We start from the raw sequence: 19,039 nt of genomic DNA on the forward strand, positions 1-19,039 counted from the left end.
CTGTTGCGCTCTAGTCGATCCGCGCGGATTCTTTGCGTTCGGTGATGGGTCGGGCCAGTTCCTGTTCGTTGCAGATCTTTTGGAGCTTGTCGAGGGTCTCGTCCAGTCCCGGACCGCGGGGACGGCCGGGGGTGAAGGTCGCGGGCAGGTGCCGCATGCCCTGGATGACGCCGATGGTCTCGTAGTGCACGGTGCCCTCGGGATCGCACCGATAGTCCGGAATGCGCTCCAGCACCGCGCTGAGCATCGACTTGAACACTGTGCGACCCAGGTTGGACCCGATACACCGATGGATGCCGAGACCGAAGCCGAAGTGGCGGTTGCCTTTTCGGTCGAGGATGATCTTGTTGGGTTCGGCGAACACGGCGGGATCGCGGTTGGCCATGGCCCATGAGATATAGAGCCGTTCGCCCTCCTTGAACCGGGTGCCGTTGATCTCGACGTCTTCGGCGAACGTGCGCCCGTCGCCGGGGGCGGGGGTGTAGAAGCGCAAGAACTCCTCGGTGGCCAGGTCCAGCAGGGTGTCGCGCTCGTCAATCAGGCGCTGACGCTGATCGGGGTTCTGCCCCAACCATTCCAACGAGTGCGCGGTCAACGCCGTCGTGGTGTCGAACCCGCCACCGATGAGCAGCGTGAGCATGCCCAGGATCTCCATGTCGGGAGCGGGCTCACCGTCGATGCGCAATTCGACCAAGGCGTTGATCAGCCCGGGACGGGGTGCCTGGCGAATATCGGCGACATTCGCCAGCAGGTCCATCGCCATCTGCTGGTTTTGCTCGATGACCTTCGGGGCTTCCGGCGAATCCTCGGGGGTGTAGACCAGGGCATGGGCGGGCTCGCTGTACATCGACCACTTGTTCAGCGGGATGCCCAGCATGGCCAGGGTGATCACCGCCGGGGCGATGTTGGCCAGATCGTCGACGAAGTCGATGCGCCCACTTTCGATTTTCTCGTCGATGGAAGCGCGCACGATCTCGTCGATGAACGGCTCCCAGCGCTTCACGGCCGCCGGGGACAAATACGGATTGAGGACGCTGCGGTAGATGCGATGCTCGGGCGGATCCATTTCCAGGATGCCCGCGCGCAGCGGGATCGGCTTGGCCGGGATGGTGATGCCCTGATACCCCCGACGTTCGTTGTTGATGTCGTGATCGTTGGAGATGTGCGGGCAGCGGGCCAGTTCGAATACCGCCTCACTGCTGCTGGCCACCCAATGCCCGCCGTAGGTGTCCGACCACGCTACCGGGCATTTTTCGTGCAGTTCCTGGGTGATCTCCTCGAAGTGGAACCGATAGTCGGGAGTGTGGCGATCATAGTGGTAGCTGTTCTCCTTACGATCGCTGTCGGTCACGATCCCTTCACTCACGCGCTTACCTCCGTGGTCTTCACATGGTTTGGGCTGACGGCCGAACCGTTCTGCGACTCCTCGATGCAGATGGCCTGCTCGGGGCAGGAGTGGGCCGCCTCACGCACCAGGTCCTCCTGATCGGGCGGGACTAACTCGCAGACGGCCGAGGAACTGCCGTCGAGATCACTGAGCACGAACATCTCCGGGGCGATCATCGCGCACAACGTATGCCCCTGGCAGCGTTGCGGGTCAACCCGAACCTTCACGGTTTCTCACCTTCCTTGCGGGGGTTCGCCTAAGGCGTCTGAGTCGCTGGCCCCGGCCTGTACGACAGCAATCGTCGCGCCGAACAGGAGCTTTCGCGATCAGCTAACCGCAGATAGACGACCGAGTCAACTATTTCCTGTGCTACTGTCGGGCCCACCAGATTCGGCGGGGTGAGAGGCCCTTTTTATCTCGGGAGGCGCAATGCCAGCGCAAGATACGACTGCCGCGATGCTAAGCGATGAGCATGCGACGGGTGGCGGTTCCGGGCGGGATGTTGACCGGCGGATGCTGATCGACGGGCAGTTGGTTGCCGCGGAGCGAGGAGCGAGTTTTCCGTCGTTGAACCCCGCGAACGGCAACGTCATCGGTTATGCGCCCGACGGGACGGTGACCGATGCCCAAGCCGCGATCGCGGCAGCGCGGCGTGCGTTCGACACCACCAGCTGGTCGACCGATGTCGACTTTCGCAGCAGATGTCTCGACCAGCTGCACAAGGCGCTGCTGGAGCACAGCGAGGAACTGCGAGAGCTGACCATCGCCGAAGTCGGGGCCACCCGCTCGCTGACGGAAGGGCCACACCTTGACGGGCCGATCAGCATCGCCCGCTACTACGCCGACTTGTTGAAGACCTACCCGATGACCGAGGACCTCGGCGATATCGAGTACATGGGCCAGCGGAATAACCGCTGGGTGGAGAAAGAGGCCGCCGGGGTTGTCGGGGCGATCATCGCCTACAACTACCCGAACCAGCTGGCGCTGGCCAAGCTGGTTCCGGCACTGGCCGCCGGCTGCACTGTGGTGCTTAAAGGCGCCCCCGACACGTCATTGATCACCCTGGCCCTCGGCGAGGTGATCGCCAAGCACACCGACATCCCGCCGGGCGTGGTCAACGTGCTCAGCTCACAGGATCCGGCGGTCGGTGCGGCGCTGACCACCAGCCCCGACGTCGACCTGGTGACCTTCACCGGCTCCACCGCGACCGGTCGCGCCATCATGGCCGCGGCCAGCGACACGGTCAAGCGGGTCTTCCTGGAGCTGGGCGGCAAGTCGGCGCTGATCGTGCTGGACGACGCGGACTTCCCCACCGCCGCGATGATGGCCGCCTTCATGATCACATCGCATGCGGGCCAAGGCTGTTCGCTTCCCACGCGGATGCTGGTGCCGCGCGCGCATCACGACGAGCTGGTCGAGCTGGTCAAGGGCAACTTCGCGATGATCGCCTATGGCGACCCGGCCGATCCCGGCACCTACATGGGACCTCTGATCAGTGAGCGCCAGCGCGACAAAGTCGACGGCATGGTGCAGCGCGCCGTCGCCGCGGGGGCCACGCTGATCACCGGTGGCAACAAGGTGGACCCCGGCTACTTCTATGAGCCGACCCTGCTCACCAACGTCGACCCGGACAGCGAGATCGCGCAGGACGAGGTGTTCGGTCCGGTTCTGGTCGTCATTGCCTACGACGATGACGACGACGCCGTGCGCATCGCCAACAACTCGATCTTCGGTCTGTCCGGTGCGGTGATCGGCGGCCATGACCGCGCCGTCGCAGTTGGGCGCCGCATCCGCACCGGCACACTATCGATCAACGGCGGCAACTACTCAGCACCGGACAGTCCGTTCGGCGGCTACAAGCAGTCCGGTATCGGCAGGGAGATGGGTATCGCCGGGCTCGAGGAATTCTTGGAGCGCAAGACCTTCGCCGCGGTGGTCGGATGACACCCCTGTCGGGAGTGCGCGTTCTCGAGGTCGCGATGTACGGCTTCGTCCCGTCCGCGGGGGCGGTTCTCGCCGAGTGGGGGGCCGACGTCATCAAGGTGGAGCATGCCGTCACCGGCGACCCGCAGCGCGGGTTACGGCAGACGGGCACGTTGGTGGTCAAGGGCGATCCCAATCCCAACGTGGACAACGCCAATCGCGGTAAGCGCAGCTTAGGCCTGGACATGTCGGTGCCCCAGGGTCGCGAGCTACTCGATGATTTGGTCCGGCGCTCGGACGTATTCCTGACCAGTTTCCTTCCGGCGCAACGCAAGAAGTTCCGCATCGACGTCGACGACATCCGGGCGGTCAACCCCGACATCATCTACGCGCGCGGCAGTGCGTTCGGCCCCCGCGGCGCGGAGGCCGACAAGGGCGGCTACGACATGACCGCCTTCTGGTGCCGGGCAGGCGCCGCGGCCTCCATCACCCCGCCGTCCTTGAAGGGCATGATCTCGCTGCCGGGACCGGCGTATGGGGACACCATTTCGGGCACCAACCTGGCCGGTGGGATCGTCGCCGCCCTTTACCAACGGGAGCGCACCGGAAAACCGTCCGTTGTGGATGTATCGCTGCTGGGCAGCGGGGTGTGGGCGATGGGTCACACGGTGGCGTTGACCAACCACCTCGGCGAGCGGCTGGTGGCACCCGAACCCGGCGTGCACGGTTCCCCAAACAATCCGCTGGTCGGCGTGTACGCGACGGCCGACGATCGCTATATCTCCTTCGTGATGCTGCAGCCCGCGAAGTTCTGGGCCGACGTCTGCCGGCACGTCGACCTGCCAGAACTGGCCGACGATCCGCGCTTCGACAGCGCCGAGCAGATCGCCGTCAACACGGCCGAGGCCGTCGAGCTGCTGGGGAAGGCGATCGCCGCGCGCACCCTCGCGGAATGGTCGGCACGCTTCGCGACGCTGTCCGGGCCGTGGGCGCCGGTACAGGACAGCCTCCAGGTGGCGCGGGACGCACAGGTCCGGGCCAACGAGTACATCGTGCAGGCCGGCGAGCTGGAGCTGGTCGCCAACCCGGTGCAGTTCGACGTCACCGCCCCACATGCCGGGCGGGCGCCAAGCTTCGCCGAGCAGACTGACCAGATCCTCGAAGAGCTTGGATTCGACTGGGACAAGATCATCGAGCTCAAGACGGCGGGTGCTGTCACCTAGATCGCGTGCGCGGGGGGACAACCGAGACCGCCGGTGACACAGCCGGCGAAACAGCGGCACCAGGGCGGTCGGCTGAATCTTCTGGAAACAAACCACGTTGGTGTATGGGCACACGGCGGCGATCACGCGGTGTGGCTGCGCTGGGTGCGCTGCACCGCCCGCCGAATAAAATAGTTGACTAGGTCGCCTGTCTAGGGTTAGCTAGCGAGTGAGATTGAGGCGGCTGTCCGGTGGGCAGGGTTGCGACGCAAACGGCAAAGACGGGCGTCGTCCCATCGGTTGGTCGTGAAGGCCCGAGGATGCCACCGGCCTGTCGAGGCAGCGGAGGGTCGGCACCCGAGTCATGGAAGGACCTCCTACCCACCCAAAACCTGCTCCGGGCGATCATTATCCGCTTGACGGAATTGGCAGGCGGAAAGCGCCGCCTCGCTCGGAAACAACTAAATGCCCTTGGAATGTGCACAGGAATATCGCGAGCGCCTTTACCATCGCCGACATTCCCCATATTCGGCATGCAAAACTCCATAAATCACGGTAATAAATACGCCATCGCTCGCAGCATCGACAAGATTGATCTCACAAATAGAGAGGGCCATTTTCGTGACCTTTAAAGCTCTGCCGTACCCGGTGTTCGATGCCGACAATCACCTCTACGAGACCGAGGAATCGCTGACCAAATACCTGCCCAAGCGGTATAAGGATGCGGTCCAGTATGTGCAGGTGAACGGTCGGACCAAGATCGCGGTCCGCGGGCACATCAGCGACTTCATCCCCAACCCGACCTTCGAGGTCGTCGCCCGGCCAGGCGCGATGGAGGAGTACTTCAAGCACGGCAACCCCGAGGGCAAGAGCCGCCGGGAGATCTTCGGGGAGCCGATGCGCTCGATCCCTGCGTTCCGCGAGCCCGGCCCTCGACTCGAGCTGATGAACGAGCTGGGCGTGGACCGTTCGCTGATGTTCCCGACCTTGGCGAGCCTGATCGAGGAGCGCATGCGTGACGACCCCAAGCTCATCCACGTGGTGGTCCACGCCCTCAACCAGTGGCTGGACGATGTGTGGGGCTTCAACTACCAAAACCGGATCTACACCGTGCCGGTGATCAGCTTGCCGATCGTCGAGAAGGCGATCGAGGAGCTCGATTGGGTGGTCAAGCGTGGTGCGCGGGCGATTCTGGTGCGTCCGGCACCGGTCCCGGGCTTCAGCGGGCCGCGCTCGTTCGCGGTGCCCGAGTTCGACCCGTTCTGGCAGCGCTGCGTCGAGCACGACGTGCTGGTCGCCATGCATGTCTCTGACAGCGGCTATTCCCGTTACAACGCCGAATGGGATGGCACAGACCGTGAGATGCTGCCGTTCCAGACCAACTCCTTCTACATGGTCAGCGAGTGGCGGCCGATCGAAGACGCGGTGGCTTCCTGGGTCTGCCACGGCGCCTTATTCCGCAACCCGCAGCTGAAGGTCGCGGTCGTCGAAACCGGGGCGAGGTGGTTGCCGCCGCTGCTGGCACGCATCGCCGACACCTATAAGAAGGCACCGGAAACGTTCCTGGGCAATCCAGTGGAGGAGATCAAGAACCGCATCCACGTCAGCCCGTTCCCTGAGGAGGGTGTTAACGACGTGATCGACCTCATGGGGGTGGATCGGGTGCTGTTCGGGTCGGATTACCCGCATCCAGAGGGCCTGTCGCAACCCACGCAGTACGCGAACGTGCTCGGACATCTCAACCAGGACGACCAGGCCAAGATCATGGGCGGCAACCTCGCCCGGCTCATGTCGGTCTGACACAGACGGATCCATCGGCCGGCGCACACGTGGCGTCGGCCGATGGTGACGTCCTTATGTGATGGGCGTGAACTCGATGTGCAGTTCGGTGAGCCCGCGCATCATGAACGAGGGGTCGTAGCCGTAGCGCCGCGCATCGGCCGGCCCGTGGTGGGCCTCGGAGATCTTGATGTCGGCCATCCGCGCCAGAATGCGCTCGAGACTGATCAGGCCTTCGGCCCGGGACAAGGGGGCGCCGGGGCAGGTGTGGATACCACGCCCGAAGGCGATCTGCTCCCGGACGTTGGAACGGTCGACGCGAAACTCGTCCGGGTTCTCGAAGCGGGCCGGGTCACGATTGAACGCGCCGGGGAACAGCATGATCGTGGTCCCCGCCTGGGTGGGTACACCGCCGATGGTCGTGGTCTTGCTCGCCAGGCGGAAGTGGCTCTTGATCGGGCTTTCCATCCGCAGCGTCTCCTCGATGAAGTTGGGGATGAGGCTGGGATCCTCGCGCAGCCGCTGCTGCAGGTCAGGCCGCTCGCCGAGTACCTGCACCGCGAACGTCAGCATCTTGCTGGTGGTTTCCTGTCCGGCGGCGAACAGGAAGGCGGCCAGCCGGACGACGTCGATGACCTCAGGTGTGGATTCGTCGGGATACTTGGCCAGGGCCAGCGAGGTCAGCACATCGCTTCGGGGCTCGCGGCGGCGGTCCTCGATGTAGGTGGCGAACTTCTGCTCGAGAAACTCCAGGGGATTGTGCGGGACCGTCTGGGTCTCGCCCATGTCGTTGTGCTGGGCCGCGAGCGCGGACAGGAAGTCCTCGTGATCCTCGGCGGGGACGCCCAGCAGGTCGGCGATGACCAGCAGAGACAGCGGCTGGGCGTACTGCCGGAAGAACTCACAGTGGCCCGCCTCGACGAACGTGTCGAGGGTGCGGTCGACCAACGTCCACATGAACGACTCGTTCTCCTTGAGACGCCGCGGCGTCATCAGCTTGCTGAGCAGCGCGCGAACCCGGGTGTGGTCCGGTGGGTCGAGGGTGCCCAAGAAGTCGCTGAACGGCATCTCGCTGCGGTGCTGGACGATTTGCTCGGTGATGTCGTCGCCGGAGGGCTGGAAGGGAAGCCCCGCGAACGGGCCGATGACCGCGTTGCACGCGGAGAAGCTCTCCGCGTCACGGTAGACCTCCACGGCCGCGTCGTATCCGGTGACCGCCAAGATGCCCTGCTGCTGGTCGAACCGCGCCGGGCACTGAGCCCGCTGCTCGGCGTAGTAGGGATAGGGGTCGGTGACGAGCGACTCATCGGAAAAAAATTGGTTCGAATCGAAGTCACTCACCGGACGGCCTCCTCAGCCTTACTGACCACACGCAAGCGGGTATTGGATCGCGGAAATTGCGTTCTCGCCCCGAGACTACAGAATGCCGCGAACGAACATAATGGGTTCGGGGCACCAAATTCGGGGCATGCCCAGCCTCAAACGGTTAAACGCATGACCGGCTCAATCAAGGGGCACCGGATGTGTAGCATCATTTTCCGTGCCCGAGCAAAACCAGTCCCCGCAGGCTGCTTCGATGGCACCGAGCTGGCATGCCGCGTCCGCGCCTCACCGCCCCGCCATCGTGATGGGATCTGATGGCGTCAGCGTGACGTACGCCGAGCTGGAAGAGCGGTCACGACGTCTCGCTGCCGCGCTTCGTTCACGCGGGCTGAAAGTGGGCGATCATCTCGCGATCCTGATGGGCAACGACCACACGTTCCTTGAGGTGGCGTGGGCCGCGCAGCGTGCGGGTCTGTACTACACCCCGATCAACAATCACCTGCGCCCCGGTGAGGTCCAATACGTGCTTGACGACTGCGGGGCGTCCGCGTTGGTGTCGAGCCAGGCGCTCGCAGACGCCGTCGCCAAGCTGGACACCGTGCGCGTGCCCGTTCGCATTTCGGCCGACGGCGAGCTCCCCGGCTTCGAAAACTACGACGACGTCCTGTCCGCCGCGTCGGCGGCCACCCTCGACGAGGAGTGTGAGGGACGCGAGATGCTGTACTCCTCGGGAACGACGGGGCGGCCCAAAGGTGTGCGTAAGCCGTTGCCCGGCACACGATTCGGTGATCCATCATCCGTTCTCGCCGATATCGCCCGTGGGCTCACTGCCGGGGGCGGCGGGGATGCGGTGTATCTGTGCCCGGCGCCGTTGTATCACTCGGCGCCGTTGGTCGGCTCGATGTCCTGGCAGCGGGTGGGTGGGACCGTCGTACTGATGGAGAAGTTCGATGCACGCGAATGTCTCAGCCTGATCGAGCGGTATCGAATCACCGACGCGCAGTTCGTCCCGACGATGTTTGTCCGCCTGCTCCGGCTGCCCTACGAAGAGCGTGAGCGCTACGACCTGTCGAGCCTGCGTACTGTCCTGCATACGGCCGCCCCGTGCCCGGTCGCCGTGAAGCGAGAGATGATCGAGTGGTGGGGTCCGATCATTCACGAATACTATTCGGGTACAGAAGATCTTGGTGCCACATACATTTCGGCGCAGGAGTGGCTGGCTCATCCCGGTTCGGTGGGAAGGCCCATCGACGAATGCCACATCGTCGGCCCGGACGGCAACGAGTTGCCGACAGGACAGGTGGGAGTGGTCTACTTCGCGGGCGGCCGCCGCTTCGAATACCACGGCGATCCAGACAAAACCGCATCGGTCACCCACGACAAGGGGTGGCGCAGCCTCGGGGACATGGGCTACCTGGATGCCGACGGTTACTTGTATCTCACCGACCGTGTCGCACATATGATCATCTCCGGCGGGGTGAACATCTACCCGCAAGAGATTGAGAACGTGCTCATCGCGCACCCGATGGTGGCCGACGTGGCTGTGATCGGCGTCCCAGACGACGAGATGGGGGAGGCGGTCAAAGCCGTTGTGCAACTGGCGGATTGCGTGGCTCCGGACGTCGACCTCGCTGCGGATCTGATCGGCTACTGCCGGCGTGAGTTGGCCACATACAAGTGTCCCCGCACCGTCGACTTCGTCGATGAGTTGCCACGTGATCCCAACGGCAAACTGTACAAGCGGCTGCTGCGCGACCGCTACTGGGCGGGTCATCAATCACGGGTCATTTGACCCGGCTGCCGTTCCCTTCGGCGCTCAACGCGTGGACCCCGACACGGCGTTGTGCTGTGGACTCGGCCGCGAGCTCGCCGCCGGTGTCGCCAGGTGACCGGCGACCTCGATGGCTTCGATGACATCGTCCAGCACACCAAGATCGGTGCCGAGTTGTTCCGCGATGCTGCGGATGACGGCCACGTCCTTAGCCACGAACTCACCCGTCATCTCGACGAACGAATCGACGGAACCCCTTGCCGCGACCAGGTTTAGCACGCGGCTGGTCGCGCTGCCGTGAGAGAGGGCATCCAGCAGCGTCGACTCGGGCACGCCAAGCCGCAAACCAAGCCGGATTGACTCCGCGAGCAGCCCGATATGACCCGCGAACAAGGCGTTGTTGACCAGCTTCACTTTCTGGCCGGAGCCACGCGGTCCGACGTGCAAGACGGGATCGCTGTAGCAGCTCAGCACCGGCTGCATCCGCTTCACCGCGTCGTCGGCGCCGCCCACAAACAGCGTGAGCCGGCCGGCCGCAATGTCGTGCGGGCCTCCGCTGACGGCGGCATCGATGACGTCGACGTCTTTGGCGCGAGCGGCGACGGCGTCGATGGTCTTCGGGCTGGCGGTGGTGTGCACAACCAGCACCGAGCCGGGCGGCATGGCGGCCAGCAGTCCGCCGTCCAGGCATACCTCCCGCACCTGTTGATCGGTGAACACGCAGAGCACCACGAGCTCGGCCCGCTTACTAGCCTCGGCCGGGTCGCGGACCGCATTCGCGCCGAGTTGCTGGAGATCGCTTCGCTTTTCGGCGGTCCGTCCCACGGCCCGGACGTCGTGCCCGGCTGCCACCAGACGGGCCACCATGGGGCGGCCCATCCGCCCCGCACCGATGAATCCGACTCTCACCTTGGATGGCCCATGAGGGCCAGCGCGGCGTCGGCCGTGTCCAACACGGCGCCACCGCTCGCCCCGGCTCGGTCGGCCAGGTCGACCACCAGGCGGACATCCTTTTGCAGCAGCGTCCCGGCCACCCCGGCAAGCCGCTCCAACCCGCCGATGCCGCCAAGTGCGTTGAGCGCGAAGCTGTTCCCACTGCTGCGCGATACGACTTGAGTCAGACGGTCCGGATCGACCCCGAGGGCACCGGCCAGCGACAGGGTGGTGGCCGCGGTGGCCAGGTTGGCGGTGAACAGCAGGTTGTTGAGCAGTTTGGTGGTTTGCCCGGAGCCCAGCTCACCGAGGTGGACGATCGGGTCGGCATACGTTGCGAAGACCGGGCGGCAACGCTCGACGACGTCGGCGTCGCCGCCGACCATCACCAGCAGGTGCCCTTCGGACGCGGCCAGCCCGCCGCCGCTCACCGGCGCGTCGATGACCGAAATGCCCTTGGCGGCGGCCTTGTTCGCCAGCTCCCGGCAGGTGTTGGGGTGCACGGTGCTGTGCACTGCGATGACACCGCCCGGCTTCATCGCCGTTAGTAGCCCGCGCTCGCCGCCGGCGATCTCGTCGACGTCGGCGTCGCCCACGACGCAAAGGCAGACCAGATCACTGGCCGCGGCGAGCTCGGCCGGTGACTCGGCGATCTTCGCCTTCGTGTCGGCGAACGGCTCGAGGGTTGCCGGTTTGCGCGCCCACAGCGTCGTCTCGTAGCCGCCCTCGACGATTCGCCGTGCCATTGGGCCGCCCTGACTGCCCAGACCGATGAATCCCACTCTCATCCGGCCTCCAGGTCGCCCTCTGTGTCAACGGGATTCACGCGGGCGGCCACACAGTCGTCGGCGAAGGCGAAAACTTTCGCGTGATACGCCGCCGCTGTGTGACCGAGGCTCATGTTGTGTCCCGCGTCGGGCTGCCGATGCACGGTGAACCGCGGTGAGCCGGAGAACAGCTTCTCGATCTCGGCCATCGCGGAACTATCGTTCTGCCAAACCTTTTCGTGTTCCGCGATGCTGAACTGCACCGGGACACGCACCGCGGGGGCGAGCGCCGGAAAATCCTGGCGGGCCCAGTTGGACACCATCTGGTCCTCGTACGACGGCGCCGTCGGAGAGACCGTCGCCCCGCTGAGAACCTCGGGCGGATACAGATCCTCCGGATGCCACAACAGCTCACGCAGGCCGGCCGGGCGCCGTTCGCGCGTCGCGGTTTTCAGGATGTCCCGGGCCGCCGGGTGATACCGCCGGCCGGTGCCGGCCAGTTCGATGCCCAGCAGATCGGCGCCGCGCTCGTCGGCGCCCATCCGCATCACGAGTTCGCACCCGCCGGAATGGCCCATGAGGAACAACCCCGCGCCGCGCGGTCGATCCCCGAGGATGCGATCCACCGCTCCGTAGGCGAGGTTGACCCGCTGCTCGGGCAAGGCCATCGCCTCCGGATAGGGCGCGGAGCTGCCGTAGCCGGGCCGGTCGAGCGCCACCACGGTGAAACCCTCTGCCGCACCGGTCCGTAGCAGGGACAACGATGGGTGGCCCGGGCAGTCGAAATACATTGCGGTGGTACCGCCGCCGTGAATGGCCACGATCACGGCCTTGGGGTCGGGGGCTTCGGCGACCAGTGCCGACATCGGCACGCCGTCGACGATCACCAACCTGGGGCGTGGCGCGGGTTGGCTCATGAGTCGGCCCGCAGCAGCAGCACACCGCTGGGCGTGAGGCCGCCGCTGCTGACCACGCCGACACGGGCGTCCGCGACCTGGCGATCGCCGGCCTCCCCGCGCAGCTGGCTGACGGCCTCGTGGACGAGGCCCATGCCGTGGGTTCGGCCGTGCGAAAGTTGGCCGCCGTGCGTGTTGAGCGGCAGCTGGCCGTCGCGGGCGATGTTTTTGCCGCCATCGAGGAAGTCTTTGGCCTCGCCGATCCCGCAGAATCCCAGCGCCTCGATCCAGGACAGGCAGTTCATGGTGAAGCCGTCATAGAGTTCGGCGACGTCGACGTCGGTAGGCCGCAGCGAGGTGCGGGTCCACACGTGCGCGGCCTGGCCCAGCACCTGCGGCTCGTGGGTCAAAGTGCTTTGGTCCCAGTCGATTCGCTCGATGATCTGCGTGCCCACCGCCTCGACCAGCACGGGTGGCTTGGCGAGGTCACGGGCGGCGTCGACGGCGGAGACGATGACTGCTATCGCGCCGTCGCACGGCACGTCGCAGTCATAGAGACCGAAGGGCGTGGTGATCGGCCGCGCGTTCAGGTAGTCGTCCATCGTCATCGGGCTTCGATAGACCGCGGTGGGGTTGAGCTCGGCATTGGCCCGCTGGTTCAGCGCGATCCAGCCCAGCGTCTCCTTCGTGGTGCCGTAACGGTGAAAGTGTCGCTGCGCGTTCATGGCCAGCGTGTGCGCGGCCGACGTGGCGCCGAACGGCATAAGCCAGCCGGCACTTCGCCCCATCGACGGGGTGATCTTGCCCTGCTTCATCATTTCGTTGAAGGTGGCTTCCCACAGGGTCCGGAAACACAACACGTGACGCGCCAGGCCGCCGGCGACCGCAAGCATCGCGGCGATCAGCGACCCGCCCGGGCCGAACGTCTCGATCCCGCCGTTGTGCCAGACGGGCCGGATACCCAGGGCGGCCTCGAGCGCGGTGACGCCGCCCTCGCCGAACCCCCCGAGGTTGCCCCCGCCGGGATACGTTGACAGCCCGTCGATGTCGGCGAATGTCAGCCCGGCATCGGCGATCGCGGCCTCGCACGCTTGCACGGTCAGTGCCAGCGGTGGCTGCATCAACCGGCGTCCGATGGGCGACATTCCGATTCCGGTCAGCGCGACCTTGTCCTCGAACTTCTCCGTGGTCAGCATTGGCCGGACGTATTCGCCGAAACGCTCGGGCGCGATCTCGTCGTCCGGCAGGGGAGCGTGCGCGGAGCCCGCGGTCGGCCTAAACAACGGCAACCAGACGTCTTCGGCCTGCTCGAAAACGACCTCCACCTCTTGGCCCAGTTCGAGCTGATCGGGATCGCAGTCCACGATGTTGGTGGTCAGCCGAACCCGCGGGTCCTCGGCGATGGCGACCTGGGCGATGACGTACGGCGCCGGCATGCCGGGCAGGCTGAACCGGTGGTTCACCGTGAAGCCGGCCAGCGTCGCCTTGCCCGAGACCGCCCGCACGCCCATGTCACGGGAACGGCAGTACCGGCACACCGGCGCGGGCGGATGGATCAGCGATTCGCAGCTATTGCATTCCTGCAGTCGCAGCGTGCCGTCGGTGCCCGAAGTCCAGAAGAATTCGTTGTCTTGCGTGACCAGGGGCAACGGTCGTCCCGGCGCTGCTGACACGTCACCTCCGAAAGTCGCACGGTCCCTGGGTGCAAGTTGGTAGGCCCGTTATACGAATCGGAGAATTACGTTATCACTCCCCAGCAGGCGCGATCCAGATGGCATTGGCAGGGGTCGTCCCGCACATCATGTGGGGGTGGGGGCACGCCAGCCCCGTCAGAGCGGCACCCAGGTGCCGCCCACGTAGACGCCCCAGTGCTGAAAGCGGGTGCTCCAAATCGGGGCATTCGGCGACCACGACGGCCATGGCGGCGGGGGTGGCACATCCTGCCCCGCAAACGACGGCGCGTATGGCGGCGGGGGCGTGTACCAAGCCGGTGGCGGCGGTGGCGGTTTGCACTCGAAGGTCGCCGGATTAAACGACATGGTGTGATCGCATTGCGCCGAGCTGATTCCCGGCGTCGCGATCACCGAGACTGCCATCGCCACGAAGGCGACCGCTATGACGGCGGTCAGACCACGAATGAACCACCTCATGGTGAGCCTCCCATTAATGCCATCCCTGCCCTGGCTTGTTTGAGCTTATTCCGTTGAGACCGCCACGACCATGCCAAAGATTCGCGGGAGACTCGCCGGGCGTTATGCTGCCAACGGCATATCAAGTACTTCACATTCGGAGGCCCGTTGCTCGACGCGGAGAAGATCCTGATCACCGGGGCGACGGGCAAGATCGCGTTTCCCATCGCGCGGGCTCTGGCAGCATCAAACGAGGTATGGGGCGCCGCGCGCCTCAAAGACCCCGCCGACCGGGAAAGGCTCGCCGGCGCCGGCATCAAACCCGTCGCGCTGGACATCGGTGCGGGCGACTTCTCCGATCTCCCAGAAGATTTCACCTACGTCTTCCACGCGGCGGTGGACGCCGGCGCAGACGACTGGAACCGCTGCGTCGAAACAAACGCGCAAATGTCCGGCGAACTGCTCCACCACTGCCGTGGCGCCAAGGGTTTCGTGTTCTGTTCAACCGGCTCGATCTACGCGTATCAGGGGCAGCGACCGTTGACCGAGACGGATCCACCGGGCGTGCCGCTGCGCGCGAACTACAGCTTCTCCAAGGTCGCGGCGGAGGCGGTTTGCACCTGGATCGCCCGGCATTACCAAATCCCGCTGACCATCATCCGGATCTGCTCGACCTATGGGCCGGAGGGCGGTGCGCCCGCCGATCGCCTCGATGCGATGTTGGCGGGCAAGCCTATTCGGCTGCATCCGGACAAGCCGAACAACTACAACCCGATCTACGAGGACGACTACGTGGAACTCGGCATCCGCGCCATGGAAATCGCCGCGATTCCGCCGGTCGTGGTGAACTGGGCCGGAAGCGAAACGGTCAGCGTCGAGGATTACTGCACCTTCATGGGTCAGTTGATCGGTGTCGAGCCAACTTTCGAATACACCCCCGCGGCACACACGCCGTTATGGCCAGATGTCACCCGGATGCACGAGGTGCTCGGCCGCACGAAAGTGCCCTGGCGTGAGGGCTTCCGGCGCATGATCGAGGCCCGGCACCCCGAAATCGCGCTGTCCGAATACGATTCGACGAGATCTTGAGGACGCCCGCAATGCAGCTTCCCGGCACGCCGTCGGACGAGGTCGCCGAGGTCCTCGCCGCCGGGCGTGGAGAGATCACCACGCTGTTCGTGTCCATGGCGACTCGCCATCCCGACGGACGGGACGCCGAGTACCTGTGCTGGCATACCCTCGACCACCGACCGGAGCAACACCGGTTGGCCGCGGTCCGCGCCTCCTTGCGGCTGGTGTCGACGCCGGCCTGCCGCTCCGCGCGGGCGCTCCGCGGTGGACCGTTGGACGCGGTCGACCACGTGATGACGTACTTCTTCACCGACCGGGCCGGGCTGCGCGGGTTCAACGAACTGTCCACGGCACTTGGGAACGCCGGTCGCAAACTCCCTCTGCTGCCACCTGTGGAGCGCGGCGTATACGAGGTGCAGACCAAGGCGGCCGCGCCTCGGGTCAAGGTGGGGTCGGACGTCCTACCCTGGCTGCCCGTGCGGGGCGCGTTCCTGTTGGTCGAGCGGGGATCGGCACCGCCGGACCCACTGGTGGAAGTGGCTGGCGTCGCTGGCGTCTGGTCCGCATTATCGCGGCAGGTAGACGCGCATCTGGCGAGCGCTCAAGGGGGTCAGTCGATCACGTATTGCTTTCTCGATGGCGATCCGGTCGACACCGCGGAACGGCTGCGGCCGGTGCTGTCGGCACGCTGGGACGCTTCGGGTGTCGAACCGCTATTCGCCGCACCGTTTTTCGCGGTGGTGCCGTTCGAGTGGGACCGGTATGTGCCGTAGGTGTTGGGCCCCGTGCGCGTCGGCATGATGGTTGGCTCTGACAAGGAGCGCTCGCGGGCTGACCGGCTGGCCGGGGTGATCGCCGACGCCGTCGCGGCCGAAAGCGCGGGTTTCACCACGTTTTGGATGCCCCAGGTCCCCGGCTACCTCGACGCGATGACCGTCGCAACGTTGATCGGACAGGCCACCGACCGCATCGAAATCGGGACGGCAGTCGTTCCGATTCAGACCCGCCACCCGATGATCATGGCGCAACAGGCGCTGACCACCCAGATCGCGTGCGGCGGGCGGTTCACGCTCGGCATCGGGCCATCGCATCATTGGATCATCAACGGCCAACTCGGATTGCCCTACGATCACCCGGCACGCGTGATGGGCGACTATCTCGATGTGCTCGACGCGTCGTTCGCGGGACCGGGGACTGTAGATGTCGACAATGGCACTTACCGCGTCCACGCGCCGGTGGATGTCACTGACGCGTACGGAGTTCCGGTCCTGTTGGCCGCGCTCGGGCCGACGATGCTGCGACTCGCGGGCGAGCGGGCGGGCGGCACCATCCTCTGGATGGCGGATGAGCGGGCGATCAGCGACCACGTCGTGCCACGCATCACCGCGGCCTCTGGCCGGGCCGCGCGGCCCGCGCCACGGATCGTCGCCGGGGTTCCCGTCGCGCTCTGCTCGAGCGATGAGACAGACGACGCCCGCGCCTACGCCAGCGAGGTGCTCGGGCATGCGGATTTGTCCCCGAACTATGTGCGACTGCTCGAGCACGGTGACGCCGAGGACGTCGGCGACACCATGGCGGCGGGTGACGAGTCGGCCATCCTCGCGCGGTTGCGCCGGTACCGCGATGCGGGTGCTACGGATCTCGCGGCGCGAATCGTCCCGTTGGGTGAGGACGCAACGGAACGCGCCGCATCGCGACTGCGAACCCAGGAGTTCCTGTCGTCGCTCTGCCCGGCTTTGTGATCAGCGGGTGAATCCCCACTCCGCCTCGTTCTCTTCGGTTTTGAGGCGCTCCGCCGGGTCTTCCGCATCGGTGAGCGGCGTGTGGGGTGTTGGGTATGTGCGCTCACCGATCTCAGCGATGGCGTGCACCGGGCAGTCCATCAGGGCGCGCATGACCGCGTCGCGATCCTGCTCCGCCACGGTGCCATCGCCGATGAGAGACGCGTAGCCCCAGTCGTCCAGCGAGAAGTATCCGGGCGCGTACTTTGCACAGATACCGAAGCCGTCGCAAACAGTGCGGTCCAAGCGGATTTTCATGCGAGCCTCACAGCTTCCGCCTCGTAGGGACGGTCGGCGCTGAACGCGCCGCGGGCGCAGTCCTGGCACGTGCCGTCGAGATGTGCGGCGACTTCGCCCGGGAACTGGCTGAGCAGGCTGGCGGCCACGTTGGTGGCGGCGTCCAGCGTCGCGCACGCGCCGCGTCCGCGCAGCAGCACCGACCAGCGGCGCAACCGTTCGACGTCTTCTGTCGTCGCGACCCGGTCGCGCAGCGCGCCGGCGACGGCGGCCATCGCGGCCGTCCCGTTGAAGCACGAGCCGCATTGGCCGGCGTTTTCGCGGTCGAAGTAGGCCAGCACCGACGCCGCGACCGCGACGGGGCAGTCGTCGGTGATCACCGAGATCGCGCCGCAACCCAGACCGCTGCCGAGTCGCCGCATCGTCTCGTGGTCCAACGTTGTCTCGAGCACGGTGCGGTTGAGCAGACCGGCAAAGTAGCCACCCATCAACGCCCCGCGCACCTGGTCCGGCGAAACACCATGCAGACCAAGAAGTTCGGTGAACGGCATGCCATGCGGAAGTTCGTAGAGCACGGGCGGGCGGCCGGCCCCGGTGATGGTGGCCAGGAAGGTGCCCGGGGACAGCGATGTGCCCTGCGAGCGGAAGGCCGTGGAGCCGTGGCACTGCAGGTAAGGCAGGTTGGCCAGCGTCTCGACATTGCTCACCAACGTCGGTCGATCATCGACGCCGACTTCGAATGGGCGTGGCGGCTTGTCCGTCGGCTTGGCCGGGCCACCGTTGAGGGCGCGCACGGCGGCGGTTTCCTCGCCGGCCACGTATCCGGGCTGCACGGTCATCATGCCGACCGCAACGCCGCCGAGCGCGTCGGGATCGAGCTCGCCGAGTGCCGTTTCGACGCTGTGCGCCGATTCCGGGTCGGACACGTAGACGTAAGCGCGGTCGGCGCCGACGATCGTCGCGGCCAACCGGAGTCCGTCCAGGATCAGGTGGGGGCGGTTGCGCAGCAGCCATCGGTCCTTGACCGAAGCCGGTTCGCCCTCTTCCCCATTCGCGACGACCACGGTGCCACCGGCCCCGGCAATCAAGCGCCCGTTGTCGCGTACCGTTCGCAACTTCACCGCCAGCGGGAAGGCCGCGCCGCCACGGCCGACCAGCCCGCTGGCCTCGACTTCGCTCAGGAATCCATCGGTGTCGGCAAGCGGCCGGTATCCCCCCAGCTTTCGATACGCCGCGAGGTCTTCGGGCCCGTGGCCCAGCTCGCCCAGCAGCCGGGGTTCACAGCCGGGCACGGTGGTGATGGTCGTGGATTGAGTGGTGTTCACAGCTGGCCTGCCATCGTCTTAGTTAGGCTTGCGCACATGCGAACTGCGGTGGTGCGCGTCAACGTCGACCCGGAGAGCGTCTGCACGACCGCGCAGCTACGAGACGGCATGGCAGCGCTCCTTGAGCTTGCGCGTGCGGCGGGTGCCGACATGGTCGAGAACGACCTTGCCGCGATGCCCGTGGCCCGCCGCGAAATCGAATTGCTGATCACGGCCGAAGACGGCGACGCGGCCAGAAACGCCGCAATTGAGTTGTGCGCCAGGGTGTTCAGTGCCAAGCCGGTCCCTGGAGTGGTCACCTTCATCAGCCGGGGGACCGATGATGACGCGCACGGTGTGTTGTCCGGCTTCGGGCTCTCCGGCGACATCGAGCGTACCCCGGGCGACGATGGTTTCGACATCGTGCACGTGACGCTGCGGGAGAAGGACCTCGAACGCATTCCGGAGAGCCGCGTTCACACGGCTCTGGAGGCGTCGCTCAACTGCGAGGTTCACATTCGCACCGTGTAGAGCCA

General features: G+C 65.8%; 17 protein-coding genes and 1 pseudogene. 8 read left to right on the forward strand and 10 right to left on the reverse strand.

Annotated features, from left to right (window positions below):
• Positions 1-10: 10 nt before the first annotated feature.
• Both AWC17_RS08930 and AWC17_RS08935 read right to left on the reverse strand, forming a co-directional pair.
• Complete coding sequence (locus AWC17_RS08930; protein ID WP_046181742.1) at positions 11-1,366, reverse strand: cytochrome P450; 1,356 nt, start codon at positions 1,364-1,366, stop codon at positions 11-13.
• A gap of 56 nt (positions 1,367-1,422) precedes the next feature.
• Positions 1,423-1,614, reverse strand: a pseudogene (locus AWC17_RS08935) (ferredoxin); the annotation flags it as partial.
• 229 nt (positions 1,615-1,843) lie between these two features.
• Between AWC17_RS08935 and AWC17_RS08940 the strand changes: the two are divergent.
• From AWC17_RS08940 to AWC17_RS08950, 3 genes are all read left to right on the forward strand, one after another.
• The gene (locus tag AWC17_RS08940; protein ID WP_046181795.1) at positions 1,844-3,331 is read left to right on the forward strand and encodes an aldehyde dehydrogenase family protein; all 1,488 of its coding nucleotides are present in this window, start codon (positions 1,844-1,846) and stop codon (positions 3,329-3,331) included.
• Positions 3,328-4,533 carry a CaiB/BaiF CoA transferase family protein gene (locus tag AWC17_RS08945; protein ID WP_046181744.1) on the forward strand — a complete coding sequence of 402 codons (1,206 nt, stop codon included), beginning with the start codon at positions 3,328-3,330 and terminating at the stop codon, positions 4,531-4,533. Before AWC17_RS08940 ends, AWC17_RS08945 begins: the two co-directional genes overlap by 4 nt.
• A 600-nt stretch (positions 4,534-5,133) precedes the next feature.
• Positions 5,134-6,312: an amidohydrolase family protein gene (locus AWC17_RS08950; protein WP_046181745.1), complete on the forward strand. Its 1,179-nt coding sequence runs from the start codon at positions 5,134-5,136 to the stop codon at positions 6,310-6,312.
• Between the two features lie 54 nt (positions 6,313-6,366).
• Here the strand turns inward: AWC17_RS08950 and AWC17_RS08955 are convergent, their stop codons facing one another.
• On the reverse strand, positions 6,367-7,632 hold the full coding sequence (locus tag AWC17_RS08955) for a cytochrome P450 (protein ID WP_046181746.1): 1,266 nt from the start codon (positions 7,630-7,632) through the stop codon (positions 6,367-6,369).
• A 235-nt stretch (positions 7,633-7,867) separates the two neighbouring features.
• Between AWC17_RS08955 and AWC17_RS08960 the strand changes: the two genes are divergently transcribed.
• Positions 7,868-9,406 carry an acyl-CoA synthetase gene (locus AWC17_RS08960; RefSeq protein WP_046181796.1) on the forward strand — a complete coding sequence of 513 codons (1,539 nt, stop codon included), beginning with the start codon at positions 7,868-7,870 and terminating at the stop codon, positions 9,404-9,406.
• Between the two features lie 24 nt (positions 9,407-9,430).
• Here AWC17_RS08960 and AWC17_RS08965 read toward each other — a convergent pair whose 3' ends face one another.
• From AWC17_RS08965 to AWC17_RS08985, 5 genes are all read right to left on the reverse strand, one after another.
• A complete protein-coding gene (locus AWC17_RS08965; protein WP_082122802.1) occupies positions 9,431-10,294 on the reverse strand; it encodes an NAD(P)-dependent oxidoreductase in 864 nt (287 codons plus the stop codon).
• Entirely contained in the window at positions 10,291-11,106 is an 816-nt protein-coding gene (locus tag AWC17_RS08970) for an NAD(P)-dependent oxidoreductase (RefSeq protein WP_046181748.1), read from the reverse strand. Before AWC17_RS08970 ends, AWC17_RS08965 begins: the two co-directional genes overlap by 4 nt.
• Positions 11,103-12,002, reverse strand: coding sequence for an alpha/beta hydrolase (locus tag AWC17_RS08975; RefSeq protein ID WP_046181749.1), 900 nt, complete (start codon positions 12,000-12,002; stop codon positions 11,103-11,105). The genes AWC17_RS08970 and AWC17_RS08975 overlap by 4 nt, the downstream gene beginning before the upstream one ends.
• A complete protein-coding gene (locus AWC17_RS08980) occupies positions 11,999-13,654 on the reverse strand; it encodes a thiolase C-terminal domain-containing protein (RefSeq protein WP_046181750.1) in 1,656 nt (551 codons plus the stop codon). Before AWC17_RS08980 ends, AWC17_RS08975 begins: the two co-directional genes overlap by 4 nt.
• A 156-nt stretch (positions 13,655-13,810) precedes the next feature.
• Positions 13,811-14,131 (reverse strand): hypothetical protein, encoded by a 321-nt coding sequence (locus tag AWC17_RS08985; protein ID WP_046181751.1) that lies wholly within the window; start codon positions 14,129-14,131, stop codon positions 13,811-13,813.
• Between the two features lie 147 nt (positions 14,132-14,278).
• Here AWC17_RS08985 and AWC17_RS08990 point away from each other — a divergent pair, with 147 nt between their 5' ends.
• Genes AWC17_RS08990 through AWC17_RS09000 form a run of 3 tightly spaced genes read left to right on the forward strand, consistent with a single transcriptional unit; the run spans position 14,279 to position 16,923 of the window.
• Positions 14,279-15,199, forward strand: a complete 921-nt coding sequence (locus AWC17_RS08990; RefSeq protein ID WP_046181752.1) for an NAD-dependent epimerase/dehydratase family protein — start codon at positions 14,279-14,281, stop codon at positions 15,197-15,199.
• 11 nt (positions 15,200-15,210) lie between these two features.
• A complete protein-coding gene (locus AWC17_RS08995) occupies positions 15,211-15,954 on the forward strand; it encodes a hypothetical protein (protein ID WP_046181753.1) in 744 nt (247 codons plus the stop codon).
• A 12-nt stretch (positions 15,955-15,966) separates the two neighbouring features.
• A complete protein-coding gene (locus AWC17_RS09000; protein WP_046181797.1) occupies positions 15,967-16,923 on the forward strand; it encodes an LLM class F420-dependent oxidoreductase in 957 nt (318 codons plus the stop codon).
• Here the strand turns inward: AWC17_RS09000 and AWC17_RS09005 are convergent, their stop codons facing one another.
• The gene (locus tag AWC17_RS09005; protein WP_046181754.1) at positions 16,924-17,220 is read right to left on the reverse strand and encodes a ferredoxin; all 297 of its coding nucleotides are present in this window, start codon (positions 17,218-17,220) and stop codon (positions 16,924-16,926) included.
• Positions 17,217-18,524, reverse strand: coding sequence for an NADH-ubiquinone oxidoreductase-F iron-sulfur binding region domain-containing protein (locus tag AWC17_RS09010; protein WP_046181755.1), 1,308 nt, complete (start codon positions 18,522-18,524; stop codon positions 17,217-17,219). The genes AWC17_RS09005 and AWC17_RS09010 overlap by 4 nt, the downstream gene beginning before the upstream one ends.
• 36 nt (positions 18,525-18,560) lie before the next feature.
• Here AWC17_RS09010 and AWC17_RS09015 point away from each other — a divergent pair, with 36 nt between their 5' ends.
• On the forward strand, positions 18,561-19,034 hold the full coding sequence (locus AWC17_RS09015; RefSeq protein ID WP_046181756.1) for a hypothetical protein: 474 nt from the start codon (positions 18,561-18,563) through the stop codon (positions 19,032-19,034).
• Positions 19,035-19,039 lie beyond the last annotated feature (5 nt).

Origin of the sequence: Mycobacterium nebraskense, from assembly GCF_002102255.1 — a bacterium.
GTDB lineage: Bacteria > Actinomycetota > Actinomycetes > Mycobacteriales > Mycobacteriaceae > Mycobacterium > Mycobacterium nebraskense.

Coding starts and splice junctions, on each gene's coding strand:
- AWC17_RS09015 (WP_046181756.1), top strand. CDS start 18,561: ATGCGAACTGCGGTGGTGCGCGTCAACGTCGACCCGGAGAGCGTCTGC.
- AWC17_RS08940 (WP_046181795.1), top strand. CDS start 1,844: ATGCTAAGCGATGAGCATGCGACGGGTGGCGGTTCCGGGCGGGATGTT.
- AWC17_RS08985 (WP_046181751.1), bottom strand. CDS start 14,131: ATGAGGTGGTTCATTCGTGGTCTGACCGCCGTCATAGCGGTCGCCTTC.
- AWC17_RS08975 (WP_046181749.1), bottom strand. CDS start 12,002: ATGAGCCAACCCGCGCCACGCCCCAGGTTGGTGATCGTCGACGGCGTG.
- AWC17_RS08995 (WP_046181753.1), top strand. CDS start 15,211: ATGCAGCTTCCCGGCACGCCGTCGGACGAGGTCGCCGAGGTCCTCGCC.
- AWC17_RS08960 (WP_046181796.1), top strand. CDS start 7,868: ATGGCACCGAGCTGGCATGCCGCGTCCGCGCCTCACCGCCCCGCCATC.
- AWC17_RS09005 (WP_046181754.1), bottom strand. CDS start 17,220: ATGAAAATCCGCTTGGACCGCACTGTTTGCGACGGCTTCGGTATCTGT.
- AWC17_RS08945 (WP_046181744.1), top strand. CDS start 3,328: ATGACACCCCTGTCGGGAGTGCGCGTTCTCGAGGTCGCGATGTACGGC.
- AWC17_RS08970 (WP_046181748.1), bottom strand. CDS start 11,106: ATGAGAGTGGGATTCATCGGTCTGGGCAGTCAGGGCGGCCCAATGGCA.